Origin of the sequence: Porphyrobacter sp. AAP82, from assembly GCF_000331285.1 — a bacterium.
Taxonomy (GTDB): domain Bacteria; phylum Pseudomonadota; class Alphaproteobacteria; order Sphingomonadales; family Sphingomonadaceae; genus Erythrobacter.
The window spans coordinates 75,068-96,513 of the sequence record NZ_ANFX01000013.1 but is presented as its reverse complement, the minus strand read 5'-3'; the positions used below and the strand labels follow the sequence as shown (position 1 = coordinate 96,513).

19 protein-coding genes are annotated in these 21,446 nt (G+C 68.8%); 10 read left to right on the top strand and 9 right to left on the bottom strand.

Annotation, left to right across the window (positions count from 1 at the left end; genetic code table 11):
* The first annotated feature begins 70 nt into the window (after positions 1 to 70).
* Positions 71 to 841, top strand: a complete 771-nt coding sequence (locus tag D620_RS0103555) for a helix-turn-helix domain-containing protein (RefSeq protein WP_017664415.1) — start codon at positions 71 to 73, stop codon at positions 839 to 841.
* Here the strand turns inward: D620_RS0103555 and D620_RS0103550 are convergent.
* From D620_RS0103550 to D620_RS0103535, 4 genes are all read right to left on the bottom strand, one after another.
* On the bottom strand, positions 831 to 1,736 hold the full coding sequence (locus D620_RS0103550) for a hypothetical protein (RefSeq protein WP_155799965.1): 906 nt from the start codon (positions 1,734 to 1,736) through the stop codon (positions 831 to 833). The two genes, D620_RS0103555 and D620_RS0103550, sit on opposite strands and share 11 nt — an antisense overlap.
* Complete coding sequence (locus D620_RS0103545) at positions 1,733 to 2,278, bottom strand: DUF7010 family protein (protein WP_017664413.1); 546 nt, start codon at positions 2,276 to 2,278, stop codon at positions 1,733 to 1,735. Before D620_RS0103545 ends, D620_RS0103550 begins: the two co-directional genes overlap by 4 nt.
* A 200-nt stretch (positions 2,279 to 2,478) precedes the next feature.
* On the bottom strand, positions 2,479 to 3,201 hold the full coding sequence (gene phbB, locus D620_RS0103540; RefSeq protein WP_017664412.1) for an acetoacetyl-CoA reductase: 723 nt from the start codon (positions 3,199 to 3,201) through the stop codon (positions 2,479 to 2,481).
* A gap of 273 nt (positions 3,202 to 3,474) precedes the next feature.
* Complete coding sequence (locus tag D620_RS0103535; RefSeq protein WP_155799964.1) at positions 3,475 to 4,260, bottom strand: hypothetical protein; 786 nt, start codon at positions 4,258 to 4,260, stop codon at positions 3,475 to 3,477.
* 322 nt (positions 4,261 to 4,582) lie between these two features.
* On the opposite strand from D620_RS0103535, the gene D620_RS0103530 reads away from it, so the two are divergent.
* The 5 genes from D620_RS0103530 (at position 4,583) to D620_RS0103510 (ending at position 10,685) form a co-directional block, all read left to right on the top strand.
* Positions 4,583 to 5,059 (top strand): DUF3576 domain-containing protein, encoded by a 477-nt coding sequence (locus D620_RS0103530; RefSeq protein ID WP_017664410.1) that lies wholly within the window; start codon positions 4,583 to 4,585, stop codon positions 5,057 to 5,059.
* 25 nt (positions 5,060 to 5,084) lie between these two features.
* Positions 5,085 to 7,604 (top strand): leucine--tRNA ligase, encoded by a 2,520-nt coding sequence (leuS, locus tag D620_RS0103525; protein ID WP_017664409.1) that lies wholly within the window; start codon positions 5,085 to 5,087, stop codon positions 7,602 to 7,604.
* The gene (gene lptE, locus D620_RS0103520; RefSeq protein WP_017664408.1) at positions 7,604 to 8,116 is read left to right on the top strand and encodes an LPS assembly lipoprotein LptE; all 513 of its coding nucleotides are present in this window, start codon (positions 7,604 to 7,606) and stop codon (positions 8,114 to 8,116) included. Before leuS ends, lptE begins: the two co-directional genes overlap by 1 nt.
* Complete coding sequence (gene holA, locus D620_RS0103515; protein WP_026091919.1) at positions 8,113 to 9,177, top strand: DNA polymerase III subunit delta; 1,065 nt, start codon at positions 8,113 to 8,115, stop codon at positions 9,175 to 9,177. The genes lptE and holA overlap by 4 nt, the downstream gene beginning before the upstream one ends.
* Positions 9,178 to 9,281: 104 nt before the next feature.
* A complete protein-coding gene (locus tag D620_RS0103510; protein ID WP_026091918.1) occupies positions 9,282 to 10,685 on the top strand; it encodes a sugar transferase in 1,404 nt (467 codons plus the stop codon).
* Here D620_RS0103510 and D620_RS0103505 read toward each other — a convergent pair whose 3' ends face one another.
* Genes D620_RS0103505 through D620_RS0103495 form a run of 3 tightly spaced genes read right to left on the bottom strand, consistent with a single transcriptional unit; the run spans position 10,686 to position 12,587 of the window.
* A complete protein-coding gene (locus D620_RS0103505) occupies positions 10,686 to 11,276 on the bottom strand; it encodes an LptA/OstA family protein (protein WP_017664405.1) in 591 nt (196 codons plus the stop codon). It lies immediately after the preceding gene.
* Positions 11,276 to 11,941 carry an LPS export ABC transporter periplasmic protein LptC gene (gene lptC, locus D620_RS0103500; protein WP_017664404.1) on the bottom strand — a complete coding sequence of 222 codons (666 nt, stop codon included), beginning with the start codon at positions 11,939 to 11,941 and terminating at the stop codon, positions 11,276 to 11,278. The genes D620_RS0103505 and lptC overlap by 1 nt, the downstream gene beginning before the upstream one ends.
* A 25-nt stretch (positions 11,942 to 11,966) precedes the next feature.
* Positions 11,967 to 12,587: a ribonuclease D gene (locus D620_RS0103495; RefSeq protein WP_017664403.1), complete on the bottom strand. Its 621-nt coding sequence runs from the start codon at positions 12,585 to 12,587 to the stop codon at positions 11,967 to 11,969.
* A gap of 81 nt (positions 12,588 to 12,668) precedes the next feature.
* On the opposite strand from D620_RS0103495, the gene ung reads away from it, so the two are divergent.
* The 3 genes from ung to D620_RS0103480 all read left to right on the top strand — a co-directional run bounded on the left by ung (position 12,669) and on the right by D620_RS0103480 (position 16,318).
* Positions 12,669 to 13,352 (top strand): uracil-DNA glycosylase, encoded by a 684-nt coding sequence (gene ung / locus D620_RS0103490; RefSeq protein WP_017664402.1) that lies wholly within the window; start codon positions 12,669 to 12,671, stop codon positions 13,350 to 13,352.
* Positions 13,352 to 14,149 (top strand): enoyl-CoA hydratase, encoded by a 798-nt coding sequence (locus tag D620_RS0103485; RefSeq protein ID WP_017664401.1) that lies wholly within the window; start codon positions 13,352 to 13,354, stop codon positions 14,147 to 14,149. Before ung ends, D620_RS0103485 begins: the two co-directional genes overlap by 1 nt.
* A gap of 120 nt (positions 14,150 to 14,269) precedes the next feature.
* Positions 14,270 to 16,318, top strand: a complete 2,049-nt coding sequence (locus tag D620_RS0103480) for a GMC family oxidoreductase N-terminal domain-containing protein (RefSeq protein ID WP_017664400.1) — start codon at positions 14,270 to 14,272, stop codon at positions 16,316 to 16,318.
* Here D620_RS0103480 and D620_RS15675 read toward each other — a convergent pair.
* Together D620_RS15675 and D620_RS0103470 are read right to left on the bottom strand one after the other, a co-directional pair.
* A complete protein-coding gene (locus D620_RS15675; RefSeq protein ID WP_196795246.1) occupies positions 16,315 to 18,021 on the bottom strand; it encodes a serine hydrolase in 1,707 nt (568 codons plus the stop codon). The two genes, D620_RS0103480 and D620_RS15675, sit on opposite strands and share 4 nt — an antisense overlap.
* A 100-nt stretch (positions 18,022 to 18,121) precedes the next feature.
* Positions 18,122 to 19,360, bottom strand: coding sequence for a polyhydroxyalkanoate depolymerase (locus tag D620_RS0103470; RefSeq protein ID WP_017664398.1), 1,239 nt, complete (start codon positions 19,358 to 19,360; stop codon positions 18,122 to 18,124).
* Positions 19,361 to 19,541: 181 nt separating this feature from the next.
* Between D620_RS0103470 and D620_RS0103465 the strand changes: the two genes are divergently transcribed.
* Positions 19,542 to 21,395 (top strand): ABC transporter transmembrane domain-containing protein, encoded by a 1,854-nt coding sequence (locus D620_RS0103465; RefSeq protein WP_017664397.1) that lies wholly within the window; start codon positions 19,542 to 19,544, stop codon positions 21,393 to 21,395.
* The last annotated feature ends 51 nt before the right edge of the window (positions 21,396 to 21,446 follow it).

Below are 21,446 nucleotides of genomic sequence, written 5' to 3'. Positions count from 1 at the left end.
CCTGGTCCCCCTGCGACCCCCCAGAAATTCGGGGTGGCCGCGTGGGGGCCTGCGCCCTACCTTCGCGGCCATGACCACCAGCCCCGACGTGCTGACCCCGAAGGAGAAGGACGCGCTGCGCCTGCTGCTGCGCGGGCATGACGCCAAGTCCTCGGCGCGCGAGCTGGGCCTGTCGGTCCACACCGTCAACGAACGCCTGCGCGAGGCGCGGCGCAAGCTCGGCACCACCAGCAGCCGCGAGGCGGCGCGGCGCCTGCTCGAAGCGGAGGGCGAGCACACCCCCGAAACGCTGGGGGACAAGCCGTTGGGGGATGCGCCCGGCAGCGCTCCGGCGGCAGGACATGCGCCATCCGCCACCCGGCGGTGGGCGCGGCCCGGCCTCGTCCTGTCTCTTGTCGGAGCTGCCGCCATGTCGATCATCCTTGCCGCCCTGTTCCTTCCCGCATCCCCGCTCACTCTCGCCGGCCCCGCCCCCGCGATACCGATAGCCGCCGCCGCCGCGCCGGAGAGCGAGGCCGATGCCGCCGCCCGCGCGGCGGGGGATTTCCTCGCGCTGATCGATCAGGGCCGCTGGGCCGAAAGCTATGCCGCCACCGGCGCCGAATTCCGCCGGCTCAACACCTTGAAGGCATGGAGCGACGTCTCCGCCCGCCTGCGCACGCCGCTTGGGCATATGCTGACCCGCGACATCACCGGCAACGACTATGTCCCCGCCCCGCCGCAGGGCTACCGGCTGGTCAGGTTCCGCTCGACCTATGCGGACGGCACGGCCCAGACCGAGCGCGTCAGCCTTGCCTGGGAGGACGGCGCGTGGAAGGTCGCTGGGATCGTTATCGACTAGCGGGATCGGCCAGCGGCTCCGCGCGGTCCTCTTCCGCCTCCCTTTCCGCCTGCTGCCGTTCCCATTCGGCGCGGGTCAGGCGGGTGACGGTGGTGCGGGCGCGGGTGTGGCCGTCGCGCCAGCGGCTGCCGGTCATGGTATAGTCCGACACGTCCTCGCGCCGCCACACCATGCCTGCCGCATCGACCGCGAAGGTGACCGAGACCGTGCCGGTCGCAGCGATCGCGGCGGAAGCGGCGGCGGCCGCTTCGGGCGTCAGCGCCTCGCGGCCGACCTCGGCAACCACCAGTGCGGCGCGGGTATCTTCCTCGCGCAGGAAGGCGACGTCGACCGGGCCGGAGCCGGTGAGGATCACCCGGCCCTCGGCCTCGCCCGAACGCTCCAGCACCACCGGCCCGAGCGCGCCCTTGAGCGCGAAGGGCTGCCCCGCCGCGATCCGCCCCGGCTGCATCCCGTAGCTTTCCACCGTCTCGACGGCGGCGGCGGCATCGCAGCGGATCTGGTAGGCGGCCCAGCTGAAGGTCCAGCGCGAGCACACCTCGCGCGGCCACTCCATTTCGGCCAGCCACGCATCGGCGCGGGCGGTGAGTTCATCGGCGTTGAGCAGCGCCATGCTGCCATCGCCCACCACCCGCACCCGCGCGGGGAACATCCAGCGCGCGTTGCCGCGCACCTCTTCGGGATCGGAGGGGAGCGTGTATTCGAGCTCGGCCCCTTCGAGGGTCAGCGCGAGCACCCTCTCGGCGATGGCCTGCCGGCCGCTCGCCGCGCTGCTGGCGCCATCCGCGCCGCCCTCGGTGCCGGTTTCGTAGGTCATCGCCAGCACATACTCCTGCGCGGCGGCGGGCGCGGCGCAGCACACGCCGGCGGCCAGCGCGAGGGCGAGGCGCATCACGCAGGCTCTCCCGCCCCGCGCCACTGGCGCACCAGCAGCGCGCCGAGCGCCAGTTCGGCGAGCGCAAGGCCGATCGTCACCGGCAGGGCGGCGCTCTCCGGCGCGGCAAGCCAGGCCGCTCCGCCTGCAATGAACACCGCGCCGAGGCACGGAAACACCGCCCCGCCATACATCACCGGGAAGACGAGGTAGCGCGCCCCCACCGCAATCGCGACCATCGGGATCGCGGCAAAGGGCGCCCCGGCCATGCCGCGCCACCCGAAATAGAACCCCGCCAGCAGCACCGGCACGGTCGCGACCGCGATCCATTCGAGCCGCTTGCCGGGACCCGAGGGCGGGGCCTTGAAGACGAATTTCGACAGGGCCTGCGCCGCGGGCGCGATGGCGAGGCCGCAGACGAACAGCACTGCGAAGCCCGCCTCGGGCCCCGCCGCGAGGAACGCGAAGGCCGCCGCGGTCCAGGCAAGGCCGGACGCGATCACCCCCGCGCCGCCGTTGACATGGGCGAGGCGGAGGTCTGCTTGCGCTTCGGACAATGCCATGGTGGTGCCCCCTTTTGGCGGGGAGCTTAGCGGGATTGGGGCCGGCGGCAAGGGTGCTCGGTAAGGGGGGGTGAGGGGGCCTGCGGCAAAGCCGCAGGCTGATGTCAGACGGGTTCGGCGGGCTTCGCCGCCGACCCGCTGGCCGCGCGGCGGGCCGCCTTGCGGCGCCGGCTTGCAGCTGCGCTGCTCGCCTGCCCTTGCTAGTACATATGCTGCCCGCCGTTGATGCTCATGGTCGAGCCGGTCATGAAGCCGCCGTTCTCGGAGGTGAGGAACGCCACCCCGCGCGCGATCTCCTCGGCCATGCCGAGGCGGCCGACCGGGATCTTGGGGACGATCTTCTCGAGCACCGGCGCGGGCACGGCGGCGACCATGTCGGTGTCGATATAGCCCGGCGCGATGGCGTTGACCGTCACCCCGAACTTCGCGCCTTCCTGCGCCAGCGCCTTGGTGAAACCGTGGATGCCGCTCTTGGCGGCGGCGTAGTTGACCTGGCCGTACTGGCCCGCCTGCCCGTTGATCGAGCCGATGTTGACGATCCGCCCCCACCCGCGCTCGCGCATGCCGGGGAAGGTCGCCTTGGCCATGTTGAAGCACCCGCCAAGGTTGATGCGCATGACATCGTTCCAATCGGCAAAGCTCATCTTGTGGAGCGTGCCGTCGCGGGTGATGCCGGCGTTGTTGACGACGATGTCGACCGGGCCGTGCGCCGCCTCGACCTCGGCCACGCCCGCCAGCGTCGCTTCGTGATCGCCCACGTCCCACCTGTAGGCGGGAATGCCGGTCGCTTCGGTGAAGGCCTTGGCCTTTTCCTCGTTCCCGGCGTAGTTGGCGATGACCGTGTGGCCCTGGCGCTGGAGCCGCTTGCAGATCGCCTCCCCGATCCCGCGCGTTCCCCCGGTGACGATGGCTACCCGGCCCATGGCATTCTCCCCTCGAATTGTGACGCTTGTTGGGCGCAACCTAGCGAGCGCATTCCCTTAGGGAAAGCGGGGAATAGCTATGCGTTGAAAGGGGCTTGCGGCGGGGATTTGCGAGGAAGGTCGGCGGCCGATCCGGTGTGGTCATTCAGGTGATGACGTGCCGAAAATGGTGTGGATGCGGGATCCGGAGCGCAGCGGCCTTGAAGGCCGTGAGCACCGCAAGCCCGCAGCCGGGCCATTTGCAGGCCGTCAGCGCTGAATGCCGGTGCAGGATCAGAACTTGATCTGGGTGCCGACGTAGACGGCCTGGCTGTCCTGCACCGAGTTGGTGAGCGGATCGAGCCGTTCGCGCTCCTGCGAGTAGCGCACGCCCGCGGTCACGTTGAGGTTGGGCGAAAGGCGGAAGCTGCCGCCGACGCCCACCGTTTGTGCGGCGGTCGAATCGAGCGTGTTGGGCGAGCGGCCGGCGATCGCGCGGTCGCTGAATTCGATGCGCGGCTGGAGGCGCGAGGGCTTGTCGTCGGCCTTGGGGCGCGAAGGCTCGAACTGCGCAAGGTCGGGCAGGGCGAGCTTGGGGACATTGGCCGACAGGTCGACGGTGCGCGCGAAGCTCTTGTAGCCGCGCGCCGCACCGAGCTGGAACTTGCTCGCATCAAGCCCGGCGGGCGCCGTGCCGCGGCCCGGGACCGCATCGAGCGCCTTCCTCACCGAGATCGCGCGGGCCGTATCGTCATCCACGCGCACCGCGACGGTGACAGTGCGCTTGCCGGTGATCGGCGGGGCGCTGGCGGGGGTGAAATACACGCCGCGCGCCCGGGCCTTGCCGGCGACGCGGGCGGCGAGTTCCGGTTCGACCGAGGCGGGGGTGAACATGCCGAGGCCCAGCGCCTCAAGACCGGCACCCGAAATCGCCGCAGTCTGTGCCGGAGCGATCTGCCCGGCGAGCGCGAAGCCTGCACTGGGGACGGCGAGCGCGAGCAGGCCGGACAGCGCGGCGAGCGGCAGCGAGCGACCTGCCCGCACCTCCGCTTTTGCCAACCTGTCCGCCGTGCCTGCCATGCTTAAACCTTCGTCCCTGTTCCCGGACCCCGATCAGATAGAGCCCCAAGCAGATGCGACATGAACACTGGATGAGTCGCGCCTGTTTCCACATATATTCCTAGGCATTGCCCGCCGGCTTGCAATGATATTGCCGCAGCCGCCCGGGTTTCGCCGCTTACCTGTGGCACCATGCACACAGAAAGCCTTGCACAGCCTTGCAATTCAGCCCCGGTAAAGCACGAGGGGTGCTGAGTCTTGCACGCAGGCTTGCACCGGGGGCGATCGCGCCTTCGTGCTTGCCGCAAGGGGGCATGCCACTATAGAGCGGGCCCGAGACTTCATGATTGAGGATGATCCGGCAGTGACACGCGCCCCTTCCGCCCTTCTTCGCCGCACCGCCGGTTATGCTCTGCTCGGCGCCGCGCTGGTCGGCCTTGCGGCCTGCGGCGGGCGTGAACGTCCGCGCACCGAGCTTGCCGCTGCCCAGCTCAACACCATCGGCGTCAATGCCTATCTGTGGCGCGCCGCGCTCGACACTGTCAGCTTCGCGCCGCTGCTCCAGGCGGACAGCGCCGGCGGGGTGATCGTGACCGACTGGTATGCCAACCCGGCCAATCCGGGCGAGCGGGTGAAGCTGACCGTCACGATCCTCGACCAGGACCTGCGCGCCGATGCGCTGCGGGTCGCGGCGAGCCGTCAGGTCAACCAGTCGGGCACCTGGGTCGAGGCCCCGGTGCAGGCGGCGACCGTCCAGAAGCTTGAGGACATCATCCTCACCAAGGCCCGCGATCTGCGCCGCCAGGCGCTTGCTTCCTGACACCGCTCCACCGGACCGACCTTGCATGACTGACACCCGTTTCGACCCTGCCGTCGCCGATGAACGCTGGCAGCGTGCCTGGACGGAAGCCGGCACCTTCACGGCCGACAGCGACAGCCCCAAGCCCAAGAGCTACATCCTCGAGATGTTTCCCTACCCTTCCGGGCGCATCCACATGGGCCACGTGCGCAACTACACGATGGGCGACGTGCTGGCGCGCTACCAGAAGATGCGTGGGCATGAAGTGCTGCACCCGATGGGCTGGGACGCCTTCGGGATGCCGGCAGAGAATGCCGCGATGGAAAAGGGCGTGCACCCCGGCGGCTGGACGAGGGCGAACATCGCGCAGATGAAGGCGCAGCTCCAGCGCATCGGCTTCGCGCTCGACTGGACCCGCGAATTCGCCACCTGCGATCCCGAATATTACGGCCACGAACAGGCGCTGTTCCTCGATCTGTATGCGGCGGGCCTCGTCTACCGCAAGGAATCGACCGTCAACTGGGACCCGGTCGACATGACCGTGCTCGCCAACGAACAGGTGATCGACGGCAAGGGCTGGCGCAGCGGCGCGGAGGTCGAAAAGCGCAAATTGAACCAGTGGTTCCTCAAGATCACCGACTTTGCCGATGATCTGCTGGAGAGCCTCGGCAGCCTTGCCGACTGGCCCGAGAAGGTCCGCCTGATGCAGGAGAACTGGATCGGCAAGTCGCAAGGGCTGGAGTTCTGCTTCGACCTTTCCGACGGCGGCAAGCTGCCGGTCTATTCGACCCGCCCCGACACGATCTTCGGCGCGAGCTTCTGTGCGGTCGCTGCCGACCACCCGATTGCCCAGGGGCTGGCGGGCGACGCGCAAGTCGCCGCGTTCATCGACCAGTGCAAGAAGGGCGCGACCACGGCCGCAGCGCTCGAAACCGCGGAGAAGCTCGGCTACCTGACGCCGATCACGGCGAAGCACCCGTTCACCGGCGCGGACCTGCCGGTGTTCATCGCCAATTTCGTGCTGATGGAATACGGCACCGGCGCGGTGATGGGCGTGCCCGGCCACGACCAGCGCGATTTCGAATTCGCGACCAAATACGGGTTGCCGATCCTGCGCGTCGTCGCATCCGATCCCGCCCGCGCGGACGAGCCCTTCAAGGGCGAGGCCGAGGCGGGGGACGGGGTGATCGTCAATTCCGGCTTCCTCGATGGCATGGCGGTGGAAGCGGCCAAGGCCGAGGTCATCGCCCGCGCGGAAGGTGCCGGTTGGGGCGAGGGGCGCACCGTGTGGCGCCTGCGCGACTGGGGCGTCAGCCGCCAGCGCTATTGGGGGACGCCGATCCCCTTCATCCATTGCGAGACCTGCGGCGTGGTGCCGGTGCCCAAGGACCAGCTCCCCGTCACCCTGCCCGAGGATGTGACCTTCGAGGTCCCCGGCAATCCGCTCGAACGCCACCCGACGTGGCAGCACGTGGACTGCCCCAAGTGCGGCAATCCGGCGCGGCGCGAGACCGATACGCTCGACACTTTTGTTGACAGCTCGTGGTATTTCCTGCGCTTTGCGAGCCAGCCCGCCGACAAGCCCTTCGACCCGGAGGAAGTCGCCAAGTGGATGCCGGTGCAGCACTATATCGGCGGCATCGAGCACGCGATCCTGCACCTGCTCTACGCCCGCTTCTGGACCCGCGCGCTCGCCCACACCGGCAAGATCGCGGTGCAGGAGCCGTTTGCCGCGCTGTTCACGCAGGGCATGGTGACGCACGAGACCTATAGCCGCATTGATGAAGCGCGCGGGGTGCCGGTGTTCTTCGGGCCGGAGGAGGTCGACCGCACCGCGGACGGCGCGACGCTGCTGGCGGACAGCGCGCCCGTCGAAGTCGGCCGCGTGATAAAAATGTCGAAGTCGAAGAAGAACGTCGTCGACCCCGATGCGATCATCGCCCGCCACGGTGCGGATGCGGTGCGCTGGTTCATGCTGTCCGACTCGCCGCCCGAGCGCGATCTGCCGTGGTCCGACGCCGGGATCGAGGGCTGCGCGCGCTTCGTCCAGCGGCTGTGGCGGCTGTTCTGCGCCCATGACGCTGCGGCGACGGGCGAGGACAAGGCGCTCGACCGCAAGACCCACCAGACCATCGCCGCCGTCGCTGCCGACATCGAAGCGCTGGGCTTCAACAAGGCCGTGGCGCGCATCTACGAACTGACCGGCGCGGTCGAGAAGGCCGCGCCCTCGGCGAGCCGGAGCTCCGCCATCCGGGCCTTGGTGCATCTGGCGGCGCCCATGATGCCGCACCTCGCCGAGGAAGCGTGGCAGTCGATCGGGGAAGGCCTGATCGCCGATGCCGCCTGGCCCGCAGTCGATCCCGCGCTCTTGGTCGATGACGAGGTGACCATCGCCATCCAGCACATGGGCAAGCTGCGCGACACGGTCACCGCGCCCAAGGGGGCTTCCAGGCAGGACCTCGAGGCGCTGGCGCTGGCTTCGGCGAACCTCCAGCGCTCATTGGATGGCGCGCCGGTGCGCAAGGTGATTGTCGTGCCGGACCGATTGGTGAATATCGTCACCTGATGCGGATTCTTCTCGCCCTCGCCGCCCTCCTGGCCCTGTCCGCCTGCGGTCTGACGCCGATGTATGCGGGCGGGACGCAGTCGGTCTCGGCGCAGGGGCTGGCGTCGGTCGAGGTGCCCGCGATCCAGGGTCGGGGAGGCTGGCTGGTCAAGAACGCGCTCGATGCGCGGCTCGGCGTGGCGGGGCAGGCGGTGCCGCAATACCGGCTCGACGTGCGACTGGACGATTCGCTCGAGGCGCTGGGCGTCCTCAACGACGACACCATCAGCCGGGAACGCCGTATCCTGCGCGCGCGCTACCAGCTCATCGATCTGGCCACCGGCGCGGTGCTGCTCGATGCGACCTCGGGCTCGGACGCCGGGATCGACGTGGTGTCCAGCGAATATGCCACCATCGCCGCCGAGCAGAAGGCGCTCGAAAACCTCGCGCTCGAAGTTGCCGACCGGATGGCGACACAGGTCGCGCTGACCTTGAGGTCCCAAGGCGCGCAAGGCCGCCCCGTCCAGCCGTGAAGGCGACCCAGAAGGATTTTCTGCGAGGGGCCCCGGCGGGCGCGGCATCCTGCCGGATGTTCTTCTTCTGCGGACCCGACGAAGCCGGCGCCAGCGCCGCGGCACAGCGCCTCGCCGCCGCCCTGCCCGATCCGGGCGAGCGGATCGAGCTGACCGGCGCGGACCTGAAGCGCGATCCCGCCCTCTTGGGGGACGAGGCGCGCTCGGCCTCGCTGTTCGGCGGCAACCGCCACATCTGGGTGCGCGCGAGCGGCGATGATGCGCATGACGCGCTGCAAATCCTGATCGAGACCGGCGAGGCCGGCGCGGGCGAGGCGGCGCCGGTGATCATCGTCGCCACCAGCGCCACCGACAAGTCGCGCACCGCCAAGCTGCTGGAAAAGCGCAAGGATGCGCTCGTCGCGATGTTCCACCCGCCCGATCTGTCGGCGGTGGCGCAGGCGGTGCGGCAGATGGCGGACGCGGCGGGCCTCAGGCTTGGCGGCGACCTTGCCGAACGCATCGCGCGGTCCGCCGGGCTCGACGTCAGGCTCGCCCAGTCGGAGGTCGACAAGCTCGCGCTGTATGTCGGCGCCGATCCCCAGGCCCCGCGGGCCGCCACGCCCGAGGATCACGCCGCGATCGGCGCGGCCACCGAAGAGGACGGCTTTGCCCCGCTGGTCAACGCCGTGCTCGGCGGGGAGACCGGCAAGATCGCGGGCGAGGTGCGGCGGATGCGCGAGCTCGGCCTCAACCCCGTGGGGGTCGCGCTCGCGCTCGAACGGCGGGCGGCGCAACTCGCGCAGATCGCCGCCTATCTCGGCCCGCGCGGTGCCTTCGAACAGATCGACAAGGGCGCCGAGATGCGGCTCGGCATCTTCTTCCGCGAGAAACGCGACATCCAGAACCAGTTCAAGCGCTGGCTGCAACCGGCCGCGCGGGGCAGCCGCGAGACGCGGCTCGACCGGCTGATCCCCCGACTCACCGCGCTCCACCGCAGCCTCATCGCCAACAGTCAGGCCGCCGAGCTGCTGCTCGCGCAGGAGCTGGCCGAAATCGGGCGATTTGCTGCGAAGCGTTAGCAAAATGTGACAAGCTGCATTTCGCAGTCGCACAAGATGTGCTTTTGTCTGTAATATCCGCAAGGCAACATCTTGAGGGTCGCACCTTTGGGGGAAGGGCTTCCATGAACCGCGCTACGCCGAGGCTACTGGATGCAGTACGCCACCAGTCGGTGGAAAGCAGACTGGTGCCATCGCTGGAGCGGCGCCGCCTGCGCGCCTATGCGATGATGCTGCTGACCGACGGCGCGCTGTTCCACTTCAGCTTCGCGCTTGCCGCGCTGATCTGGGAAGGCGTGTGGGCCGAGGGCCGCGCGATGATCACCGCGCAGGTGATGCTGCCGGCCTACTTCACGATCGCGCTCTACAACGGATCCTATGGCGTGCGCGCGCTGGGCAGCTGGACCTTTGCCTCGCGCAAGGCGCTGACTGCGCTGGTGATTTCGGCCGCGCTCATCAACTTCGTGGGCTTCTACACCAAGTCCAACGACGATTTCTCGCGCGGGGTGGTGACGCTCGGCCTGTTGCTGGCCGCGGTGCTGGTGGTGGCGATCCGCCGCGTTGTTGCGGTGATTATCGCGGCCCGCTGGGGCGGGCGGGTGAGCAACCGGCTGGTGATCGACGATGGCGGATCGAGCTTCGCCTTCGCCGGGGCCGAGCGCATTTCGGCGGCCGAATACAACCTTGATCCGGGCAGCCACGATCCCTTCATGCTCGACCGGCTGGGCAAGCTGCTGCGCAACCAGGATCAGGTGGTGGTCAGCTGCCCGCGCGAACGGCGCGAGGACTGGGCCTTCCTGCTGAAGTGCGCAGGCGTCTATGGCGAGATCGTCAGCGAGCCCGCGCACAAGCTCGGCGCGGTCGGGGTGCACCGCTATGACGCGCTCGACAGGACGACGCTGGTGGTCTCCACCGGCCCGCTCGGCCTGCGCGCCCGGATCCTCAAGCGCGCCTTCGATGTGGCCGTGGCGCTGGTGGGGCTGGTCGTGCTCTTGCCGCTGCTGCTGGTGATCGCGGTGCTGGTCAAGCTCGAGGATGGCGGCCCGATGCTGTTCATCCAGCGCCGCCTCGGGCGCGGCAACCAGTTTTTCGACATGTTCAAGTTCCGCTCGATGCGCGAGGAGAAGCTCGATCACGACGGCAACCGCTCGGCCTCGCGCGATGATGACCGCATCACCCGCATCGGCGCCTTCATCCGCCGCACCAGCATCGACGAGCTGCCGCAGCTGCTCAATGTGCTGAAGGGCGACATGTCGATCGTCGGCCCGCGCCCGCATGCGCTGGGTTCACGCGCAAACAACAAGTATTTCTGGGACATCGACCGCCAGTACTGGCAGCGCCACTGCCTCAAGCCGGGTCTCACCGGTCTTGCCCAGGTGCGCGGCCACCGCGGCGCGACCGAGCACGAGAAGGACCTCACCGACCGCTTGCAATCGGACCTCGAATATATCGCGGGCTGGTCGCTCACGCGCGATATCGGCATCGTGCTGCGCACCGCGATGGTGCTGCGGCACAAGAACGCGTTCTGATCAGTTCTTCCGGTCGCCCTGCGGCACCGCGAAGGTCCCCGTGACCCGGCCGCTGCGCGCAGGCTGGCCCGGCACCGGGGCGCCGCCCGCCGCGCTGCCGTCAACGGTCGAAAGCCCGCTGTCGAGGTCGATCACCAGCCGCCCGCCGTTGAGCGTGTCGCTTCCCCGGCGCAGGGCGACATTGCCGGCCATGGTGATGATCCGGCGCCCGAAATCATAGACCGCATTGTCGCCGCTCGCGCGTTCGTTGCCGCGGGTGATGACCACGCCGCCGGTGGCGGTGATGCGCTGGATCTCGAGGCTCCCGCCGGCATCGGTGAAGTTCACCAGCATCCGGTCCGACTGGACGGTGAGCCCGGCCTGGGTGACGGTCACGCCGCCGGTGGCGATCGCCTGATTGGCCTTGTCGTCGAGCAGGAACCGGCCCGCGTCATAGGTCACCGGCGCGCGCGAATCGTGGCGGGCGATGCCCTGGGCTGCAAGGTTCATGCCCCCCGCCAGCACTGCGGTGAGCGCGAAGCCGCCGATCCCCCATGCCAGCGCGAGGCGGGCCACGGGGGTGCGGGTGGGGGTGGTGGTCGTGTCGTGCATCACGGCATCCTCAACTGGCCGGGAATCATGGTGAAGCGGGCCCTGCCCTCAAGCGTGATCGTGCGCGCGGCGAGATCGGCGCGCAAGGTGTTGGCGGAGAAGGTTCCGGCCGGGATCGCGCCGCTCACCCCTTCGCGCCCGAGCATGGTGCGCGATTTCAGATCGACCGACACCCCGCTTGCGGTCATCGCATAGCCATCGGAGGCGGTGAGGCGCACCGGGCCTTCGACCGTCACGGTTTCGGCGTCGATGTCATAGGTCCCGCCATCGGCGGCGAGGCGCGCGGGGCCCTCGGCCAGCAGCAGCTGGGCGACAAGGTCGCGCATCCGCACCAGCCCTTCGGCGCTCGAGCGCTGCACCGCCTCGCCCGCCAGCAGCGAGAAGGGCCGGCCCTGGTTGTCGCGCCCGCGATACATGGCATTGTCGACGGAGAGGCGCTCGTCGATCAGCGCGACCTTGTTGCGATCGAGCAGGAAGCTGACCTCGCCCCGGGGGCTCAGCGGCGTGATCACCATCAGCGCGGCGATCACCCCCACCCCCATCGGCAAGACCCGGGCGAGCAGCCGCACCGTCCGGTCGTGCGAACCGCCGGGCGCGGCGAGCGTCTGCCGCCGGCTGCGAAGCGCGCGCGCCTCGGATGTTTCGATGGCTTGCTCGGGGGCCATGATCGCGCTTGTGCTGCCTTCGACCTTACATGTGGCTGAAGATGTCGTTCTCGGCCCAGCCGGCGATGTCGAGCAGCGCCCGGGCCGGGAGGAAATCGAAGCACGCCTGGGCGATCGCGGTGCGCCCTTCGCGTTCCAGCCGCACGGTCAGTTCGTCGCGCAGGCGGTGGAGGTAGCGCACGTCGCTCGCCGCATAGTCGCGCTGCGGATCGCTCAGCACCGGCCCGCCCCAGTCGGAGGACTGCTGCTGCTTGGAGATGCTCTCCCCCAGCAGTTCCTCGACGAGGTTCTTGAGGCCGTGCCGGTCGGTATAGGTGCGGGTCAGCTTGCTGGCGATCTTGGTGCAGAACACCGGCCCCGCCATGACGCCGAGGTAGTAATGCACCGCGGCAAGATCGAAGCGAGCGAAGTGGTAGATCTTCTGGCGCGCCGGATCGGCGAGGATCGCCTTCAGATTGGGCGCATCATAGCTGCTGCCGGGGCCGAAGCGCACCAGATGCTCGTCCCCCGTCCCGTCGGAGATCTGCACCACGCACAGCCGGTCACGGTGGGTGACAAGGCCCATGGTCTCGGTATCGATGGCGAGCGCCGCCGAACCGGTCAGCACGCCTGCGGGGAGGTCTTCTTCGTGAAAGTGCACAGCCATGCGGCCAGCCCTACGCGCATTGGGGAAAGAGGGGAAGGGGCCAGTGGCGTGCGCGGGCGGGGTGGCCTAGCCTGCGGCGCCATGTCCGAGACCATCCCCGATAGCTGGCGGCCCGCGCTCGAACCGGTGCTGAACGCCCCCGAGGCAAGGAAGCTCGGGGGATGGCTCAAGGCCGAAGAAGCCTCGGGCAAGCAGGTCTATCCGCCGCGCGGGCAACGCCTCACCGCGCTGGCGCTGACCCCGCTGGAGGCGGTGCGCTGCGTGATCCTCGGGCAGGATCCCTATCACGGGCCGGGACAGGCGCACGGGTTGGCGTTTTCGGTGCAGGCGGGGGTCAGGCCGCCGCCGAGCCTCGTCAACATCTACAAGGAGCTCGAGGCCGACCTTGGCCTCCCCCGCCCCGCGACGGGCGATCTGACTGCGTGGGCGAAGCAGGGCGTGCTGCTGCTCAACAACACGCTGACGGTGGAAGCGGGACAAGCGGGGAGCCATGCCGGGCGCGGGTGGGATGCGATCACCGATGCGGCGGTGGCAGCGGTGGCCGGGCGCGCCGATCCTTGCGTCTTCATCCTGTGGGGCAGCCACGCCAAGAAGAAGGCGAGCCGCGTGCCCGCCCTCGCGCGCGCATCCCATCATCTGATAGTCGCCTCGGCCCATCCCAGCCCGCTATCGGCCCACAATGGCTTCTTCGGCTCGCGCCCCTTCAGCCGGACCAATGTTTTTCTGGAGGAGCACGGGCGTGGCAGCATCGACTGGAGGATTTGATGGCTGACGATGTGATCCTGCTCGCAGTTGACGGCGCGGTGGCGACCGTCACCTTGAACCGCCCCCAGGCGATGAACGCGCTGAACCGCGCGCTGAGGAAGCGCCTTGCCGAGGTGATGCGCGCGGTGGACGCCGACGACGCGGTGCGCGCGGTGATCCTCACCGGCGCGGGCGAGCGGGCGTTCACGGCGGGGCTCGACTTGAAGGAACTGGGCAGCGAGGCAGGCGCCTTGGGCAGCGCCAATGCCACCGACCCCGCCGACAATCCGGTCAAAGCCATCGAGCTGTGCAGGAAGCCGGTGATCGGGGCGATCAACGGTGTGGCGATCACCGGCGGCTTCGAAGTCGCGCTCGCCTGCGACGTGCTGGTCGCCAGCACCAATGCGCGGTTTGCAGATACCCACGCAAGGGTCGGGATCGTGCCGGGCTGGGGGCTGTCGCAGAAGCTCTCCCGCATGATCGGGATCTCCCGCGCCAAGGAACTCGCCTTCACCGGCAATTTTCTTGATGCGGCAACCGCCCATGCATGGGGCCTCGTCAACCACGTGACCGCGCCCGAGGAACTGCTCCCCCTCGCCCGCAGGCTGGCCGCCGACATGGCGAGCATCGATCCTGCCTTTCTGGGCCTCTACAAGCGCCTGATCGACGATGGCTACGCGGCCAGCTTCGGCGAGGGGCTGGCGCTGGAGGCGCAGCGCTCCTCCGCCGCCAACAGCGCGGTCGCGCCGGAAGAGGTGGAGGCCCGCCGCATGGCGGTGCAGGAACGCGGGCGCCAGAATGCCGGGGGGCAGGGCTAGCGACCGGGTTCGGACGCGCACAGCCGTTCCATCCCCCATTGCCCGCGCAACCCGGCGCAGGCATACAATCTCCCGCCGTTCCAACGGGGTAGCAAGGTGCGGCAACCGGGGGATCGCAGCATGCAGGACAAGCCGTTCAATCCGTTCATCGCCGCCATCTGGCGCAGGCTTGCCGAGACCATGCTGGTCGAGCCCTCGCGCATGGCGATCACCCCGCAGCAGGTGGTCGACAACCTCCAGACGATGTTCGGCAATATCCGCGGGCAGACCCCGTTCAGCACCGGGCTTGCGGTCTTCGCCGCATGGGTGGTGCTGGGCGGCCCGGTCTGGCACTTCGCGCCGAGGAGCTTCCGGGTGTGGCGCATCCGGCGGCGGCTTCAGAACACCCGTGTCGACCTGTTTCAGGACATGGCCCGCATCCGCGGCATCGTCTATGCGGGCTACTATGGCCACTGGCAGGCCGCCCCCGGCCCGAGCCCCACGCAGCAGGCCGAGGAAGACGCCAACCGCGACAATCCGGTGCTCGGCGCGCTCGGCTACACCCTCCCGGGGCACCGCACCCGCGCCGGCACGCCCGACGATCCCGCCATCGCCGAATTCACCGGCAATGATCTGCCCGCATCCGCCTTTGTCGATCCCGATGCCATCCCGGACACGGTCGAGGTGGTGGTGATCGGATCGGGCGCGGGCGGGGCGGTGGCGGCGGCGAACCTTGCCGCGCAGGGCTACGAGGTGCTGGTGATCGAGGCCGGGCCCTATCTGCCCTCCAGCCGCATTACCACCCACGAGAAGTGGATGTCATCGAGCCTGTTCAAGGACGGCGCGATCCAGACCACGCGCGACCGTGACATCATCGTCTTCCAGGGGCGCACCGTGGGCGGCTCGACCGTCATCAACAACGGCATCTGCCTGCGGCTTGCGGCCGAGGGCGAGACGCACCCTGACGCCAACGACGTGCTCGCCACCTGGGCCGGGATCGGCGCGCCGATCGCTGCGGACGCGCTTGCGGCGGCCTATGAGCGGGTCGAGGCGGTGCTCGGCGTCCATGAGATCGACCGGCGGCTGGGGCGCAGCAACGGGACGCGGCTGCTGGCCGGGTGGGACGCCTACAAGGCCGGGTCGAGCGACCCGATGGACAGCCGCGCCGTTGCCGGGTGGTTCCGCAAGAACTGGGGATCGAAGACCGAGCCCAACGCCTGCATCTCCTGCGGCTATTGCAACACCGGCTGCCCCTATGGCCGCAAGCGCGCCATGCCCGAGAGCTTTTTGCGCCGCGCGGTCACCGCCGCCCGGCCCGCGCGTATCCTTGCCGAGGCCGAGGTCGCCGAGATCGGCTGGGGCCCGCGCGATGCGCAAGGCCGCCGGGTGGCAAGCTCGGTCAAGGTGGTGCTGCCCGATTATCGCGGCAAGACGATCCGCGTCACCCGAGGCGTGATGGTCGCCGCGGGCACCATCGCGTCGAGCAATATCCTGTCGGCGAGCGGGATCCGGGGCACGGGCCAGAACATCTCGCTCAACATCGCCTGCCCCGTCCCCGCGCTGATGCCCGCGAACGTGATCGCCTGGGACGAGGACCAGATGGCGACCTTCATCGACCGCGGCGATTTCCTGATCGAGAGCCATTTCCAGCCGCCGATGAGCATGGCCTCGCTGGTGCCGGGGTGGTTCGAGGACCACTTCACCCGCATGCACCACTACAACCGCCTCGCCTCGGCGGGGGTGCTGTTCCCGGCGGACCGGCGCGGGCACATCAAGGGCGGCAAGCTCGATTTCAAGTTGACCGGGAGCGACCTTGCCGTGCTGCGCCGCGCGCTGGCGCTGCTGGCGAAGGTGCACTTTGCGGGCGGCGCGCTGGAGGTCTATCCCGCGCTGCTCCACGGCGACACGCTGCGGGCCGGGATGAGCGATGCCGAGATCGATGCGCTGCTGGCGCGGCTGATCGAAGAGCCCGATGATGTCGTGCTCTCGTCAAGCCACCCGCATGGCGGCAACGAGATCAACGCCGATCCGGCCAAGGGCGTGGTCGATCTCGACCAGCGCGTCCACGGCACCGCCAACGTGCTGGTTTGCGATGCGAGCGTGATGCCAAGCTGCATCCGGGTGAACGCGCAGCTGACGACGATGGCAATGGCCGACCGGGTGACCCACGGGCAGCGGGTGTTCGGTTAGTCCCGCTTGCGCGGCGCGCGCTGCTGCATCCCGCCCTGGTCGAGCGTCACGGCGCTCGCCTTGCCCTCGCCGGCTTCGAAGATCAGGCGCGCTTCGACGCCCTCGGCCTTGAATTCGCCGTCGCTTGTCGGGATCAGCGGGATCGGGGGCTGGCCGGTGAGCTGGCCCGTCAGACCGGTGCCGTCGGCGGTGAAGGCGATGGTGAGGGTGGCCGGGCCGAAGGCATAGGTTCCGGCATAGCGCTCCAGCACCGCGCGCGGCACGGCGATTGCAGCCGCCTCGGGCGGGATCGGGCCGCTGCGCTTCGCGGTCTGCACGGGCAGCTCGCCGTTCTGGGCGAATTCCATCACCGGCGTGCCGCTCTCGTCGCGGCGCAGGGCGAACCAGCTCAAGGTCGCGGGGCCATAGAAGAAACGGTTGTCGCCCGCCGCATAGGCCTCGAGCGTGCCGCCGCCCTTGCGCTGGGTGTAGAGCTTGCCGCCCTTCGCAAAAAACCGCCGTTCGCCCCCGCCGGGGAGGGCATAGACGCCGTAGAACGGCTCGAGCGCGGCAAGATCGGGCGTGGTGCGGGTGAACATGGGATAGGGATCGCCGATCGCGGCGGCGGCGATCCGGCGCATCACCACGCCGGGCGAAGTCTGCGGCGCATCGCTGTTGGCGAACACCGCGACGAAGATGTCGGCGTCGGGCAGGTAGATGCTGTCGGTCTCGAAGCCGAAGATCCCGCCGTTGTGGCCCACCGCGGGATGGCCGCGCAGCGGGTTGAGGCTGAGGCCGAAGCCGTAAGGCACGGTTTCGCCTGCGGGCAGCTGGGTCGGCGCGATCATCATCGCATAATGCGCCGCGTCGACCACCTTGCCGTGGTGGAGCGCCTGCCCCCACTTCGCCAGATCGCCGACCGTCCCGATCAGCGCCCCTGCGGCATTGGGCAGGCTCATGTGGATATACTGGGACATCGCAGCGGCCGCGGTCAGCTCGCCCGAATAGCCCTTGGCCATCGCCGGCGTATCCTCGCCGCCCACGCCGTAGCGGATCGAGGCGAGGCCGAGCGGGCGGGTAACGCGCTCCTCTATGGCCTCGTGCCACGCCTTGCCCGTGACCTTCTCGATGATCGCGCCGAGCAGCACGTAGCCCGAATTGTTGTAGTTCCATACCTCGCCCGGCTTGCTCACGGCAGGCGCGTCTCGGAACACCGCGACCAGCGTCTCGGTGGTGCGCGGGATCGCGGTGGCGACCGGGTTCATCAACCCGGGCATCTCGGTGTAGGACTGGATGCCGCTGGTGTGCTGGAGCAGCTGGCGCACGGTCGCGGAGCCACCGGGCTCGGGGTAACCGGGCAGGAACTTGGCAAGCGGATCGTCGAGCGAGAGCTTGCCCTCCTGTGCCAGCTGCACGATCACCGCGGCGGCGAACTGCTTGGTGATCGAGCCGAGGCGGAACACCGTGTCGGGGGTGATCGCGCGGCCCGCGCCGATATCGGCCAGGCCGCGCCCGCCGGTATAGACCACCTTGCCGCCCTGCATCACCACCACCGCCGCGCCGGGCCCGTCCGCTGCATAGCTTTCCGCCAGCACCGCATCGGCGAGCTTGCGCAGGTCTTCCTTCGAGGGGGCCGCAGCGGTCGCGGCAGGGCCTGCGCTTTCGGCCGCAGCGGGCGCGGCCAGAGCCAGCAGAGCCACCGCCGCCAGGGCATGGCCGGTCATTGTCACGATCTTGCGCATTGTGAACCCTCTCCCGCTTGTCGGGCGAGTGTATTGCGAGACTAAGACACCTGTCAAGCCGCCGTGTGCCCCGCGGGAAATCTCACTTGGCGTGCGCGGCGATCCAGTCCTCCACCACCGGCGCGACCTTGGTGCGCCAGCGGCTGCCGTTGAAGATGCCGTAATGCCCGGCGCCCTCGGCCATGTAGTAGCGCTTCTGGTCCTCGGGCAGGTTCGGGGTCAGCTTCAGCGCCGCCTTGGTCTGGCCGAGGCCGGAGATATCGTCACGCTCGCCCTCGATCGCGAGGAGCGCGGTGTCGGTGATCTGCGTGATGTCCACCAGCTCCCCCTTGTGGCGGAACTCGCCCTTGGGGATCGAGTGCTTCTGGAACACCTCCTCCACCGTCTGGAGATAGAACTCGGCGGTCATGTCGCACACCGAACGGTATTCGTCGTAGAAATCCTTGGTGGCGTTGGCGCTCGCCTCGTCGCCGACGGTGAGGTGTTTGAACATCTCGTAGTGGCTCATCATGTGGCTCGACAGGTTCATGGACATGAACGCCGAGAGCTGCATGAAGCCCGGATAGACGCGGCGGCCCGCGCCCGGATATTTGAGCGGGACCGTGGCGATCACGCTCTGGCGGAACCAGGCGATCGGGCGCTGCATCGCCATGTTGTTGACCACCGTGGGGCATTCGCGCGTGTCGATCGGACCGCCCATCATGGTCAGCGTGGCCGGTGTCGCGGGCGACTTGTGCAAATTCATCAGCGCGGTCGCGGCGAAGGCCGGAACGGAGGGCTGGCACACCGCCATCATGTGGATGCGCTGGCCGCCCGCTTCGGAATGGACGTGCCCGGCAAAGTCGATGAGGTAATCGATGTAATCGTCAAGATCGAAGTCGCCTGCGCTCTGCGGGACCATCTTCGCGTCGGCCCAGTCGGTGATGAACACCTCGGCCGATTCCAGCATCCTTTCGACCGTGCCGCGCAGGAGCGTTGCATAGTGGCCGCTCATCGGCGCGACGATCAGCAGGCGCGGACGGTCGGCCGGGGTGCCCTCGACATGGAAGCGCAGCAGATCGCCGAAGGGGCGCTTGATGGCCACGCTCTCGGTGACGGAGTGGGTCTTGCCGGCGATCTCGACGCTGTCGATGCCGAATGCGGGCTTGCCGTAATGCGCGGTGGCGTGGGCGAAAACGTCGAGCGCGTTCGCCACCAGCGGGCCGATCCCGGTGTAGCCCAGGGGATTGGCGGGGTTGGAGAGCATGCCCGAACTGATCGCGGCAAGCGCGCTGGCGCTGTTCATCCAGCTACGCTGGAGCTCATAGGCATGATAAAGCATCGGTTTCCTTCGCGCGACGAACGTCCTGACGCCTTGTCCCGCGGCGTCTTGGACGGGAAGATGCGCCATGGCGCGTCATTGTGCAATGCACAATTGCATATGAGGCAATCGGGGCCGAACGAAGGCAGCCTTGCTTTTTGCACGTGAAATTGCCGGGGAGCGGGTCTAGAGGCTTCCCAGCATGCACGCCGACATCCCCCCGCACACCGCGTCCGAGACCCCCGACGACCAGCCCGAGACGGCGGCCGCGCTGCTGCCTGCCGCGCCCGAACCCGCGCCGAAATCGCGCAGTCTGGCCCCCTTGCGCATGGTGTTCGGCACCGCGCTCCAATACCCGCGCGAGATCGCCCTTGCGCTGATCGCGCTGGTCATCACCTCGGCGGCGACGCTGGCGATCCCCTATCGCTTCAAGGTCATCATGGACAAGGCCTTCACCGGCGGCGCGGACCCGGTCGAGATCGGGCACGCCTTCCAGTACCTGCTGATGATCGTCGCGATCCTTGGCCTGGGCACCGCGATGCGGTTCTATTTCGTCAGCTGGATCGGCGAGCGCGTGGTGGCGGACCTCCGCCTGAAGGTGCAGGAAAACCTGCTGCGCCTCTCGCCCGGCTTCTACGAGGTCAACAGCCCCAAGGAAATCTCGAGCCGGATGACCTCCGACACCGCGGTGATCGAGAACGTGGTGGGCACGACCGTTTCGGTCGCCCTGCGCAACACCCTGACGGGGATCGGCGGGATCGGGGTGCTGGTCTATCTCGCGCCCTCGCTGACGCTGGGCCTGCTCATCGGCATTCCGCTGATCATCGCCCCGATCGTGTTCTTCGGCCGCAAGATCCGCACCGTCTCGCGCACCAGCCAGGACCGCATCGCGGACGTGGGCGCCTATGTCACCGAGGTGCTCTCGGCGATGAAGATCGTGCAGAGCTTCGGGCAGGAGCGCCGCGAGAACGAGCGTTTTGCCAGCGTGGTCGAAGGCACCTTCGAGACCGCGCGCCGCCGCATCCTGCTGCGCGCGGCGATGACGACCGTGGTGATCATGCTGGTGTTCGGCGGCGTGGTGCTGGTGATGTGGCGCGGCGCGCTCGCCGTGGCGGCGGGCGAGATCAGCGGCGGCACGATCGCCGCCTTCGTGCTGACCGGCGGGCTGGTCGCCGGCGCGCTGGGTGCGCTCACCGAGGTCTATGGCGATCTCTTGCGCGGTGCAGGCGCGGCGAGCCGGTTGGCTGAACTGCTCGAAGCCCGGCCCGAGATCGCCGCCCCCGCCCGGCCCGAACGCCTGCCCGAGCCCGCGCGCGGCAGCCTTTCCTTCCGCAATGTCACCTTCCGCTATCCGGCGCGGCCCGAAACCGCCGCGCTCAAGGACTTCACGCTCGAAATCGAGCCGGGCGAGACGGTCGCCATCGTCGGGCCTTCGGGCGCCGGCAAGTCGACCATCTTCCAGCTGGTCGAACGGTTCTACGATCCCCAAGGCGGCACGATCCGCCTCGACGGGGTGCCGCTGACCAGCGCCGACCCGGCCGAAATCCGCGCGCGCATCGCGCTCGTCCCGCAGGTCGGCGTGCTGTTCAGCGCCAATGCGCGCGACAATCTGCGCTACGGCAAGTGGGACGCGACCGACGAGCAGATCTGGCAGGCCGCCCGCGCCGCCAATGCCGAAAGCTTTTTGCGCGCGCTCCCCCAGGGGCTCGATACGCATCTGGGCGAAGGCGGGACGCAGCTTTCCGGCGGGCAGCAGCAGCGCGTCGCCATCGCCCGCGCCGTGCTGCGCGATGCGCCGATCCTGCTGCTCGACGAGGCCACCAGCGCATTGGATGCCGAGAGCGAGCAGCTGGTCCAGCAGGCATTGGAAGCGCTCATGCAGGACCGCACCACGCTGGTAATTGCCCACCGCCTCGCCACGGTGCGCGCCGCCGACCGGATCGTGGTGCTGGATGAGGGCCGGATCGTCGAACAGGGCACCCATGACGCGCTGACCAAGGCGGGCGGGCTTTATGCGCGCCTCGCGCGGCTGCAATTCGCCGCGGACGCGGCCTGATCTAATCGACGAAGGGCCCGCTTTGCTTGACGAAGCGCAACCCTTCGCCGC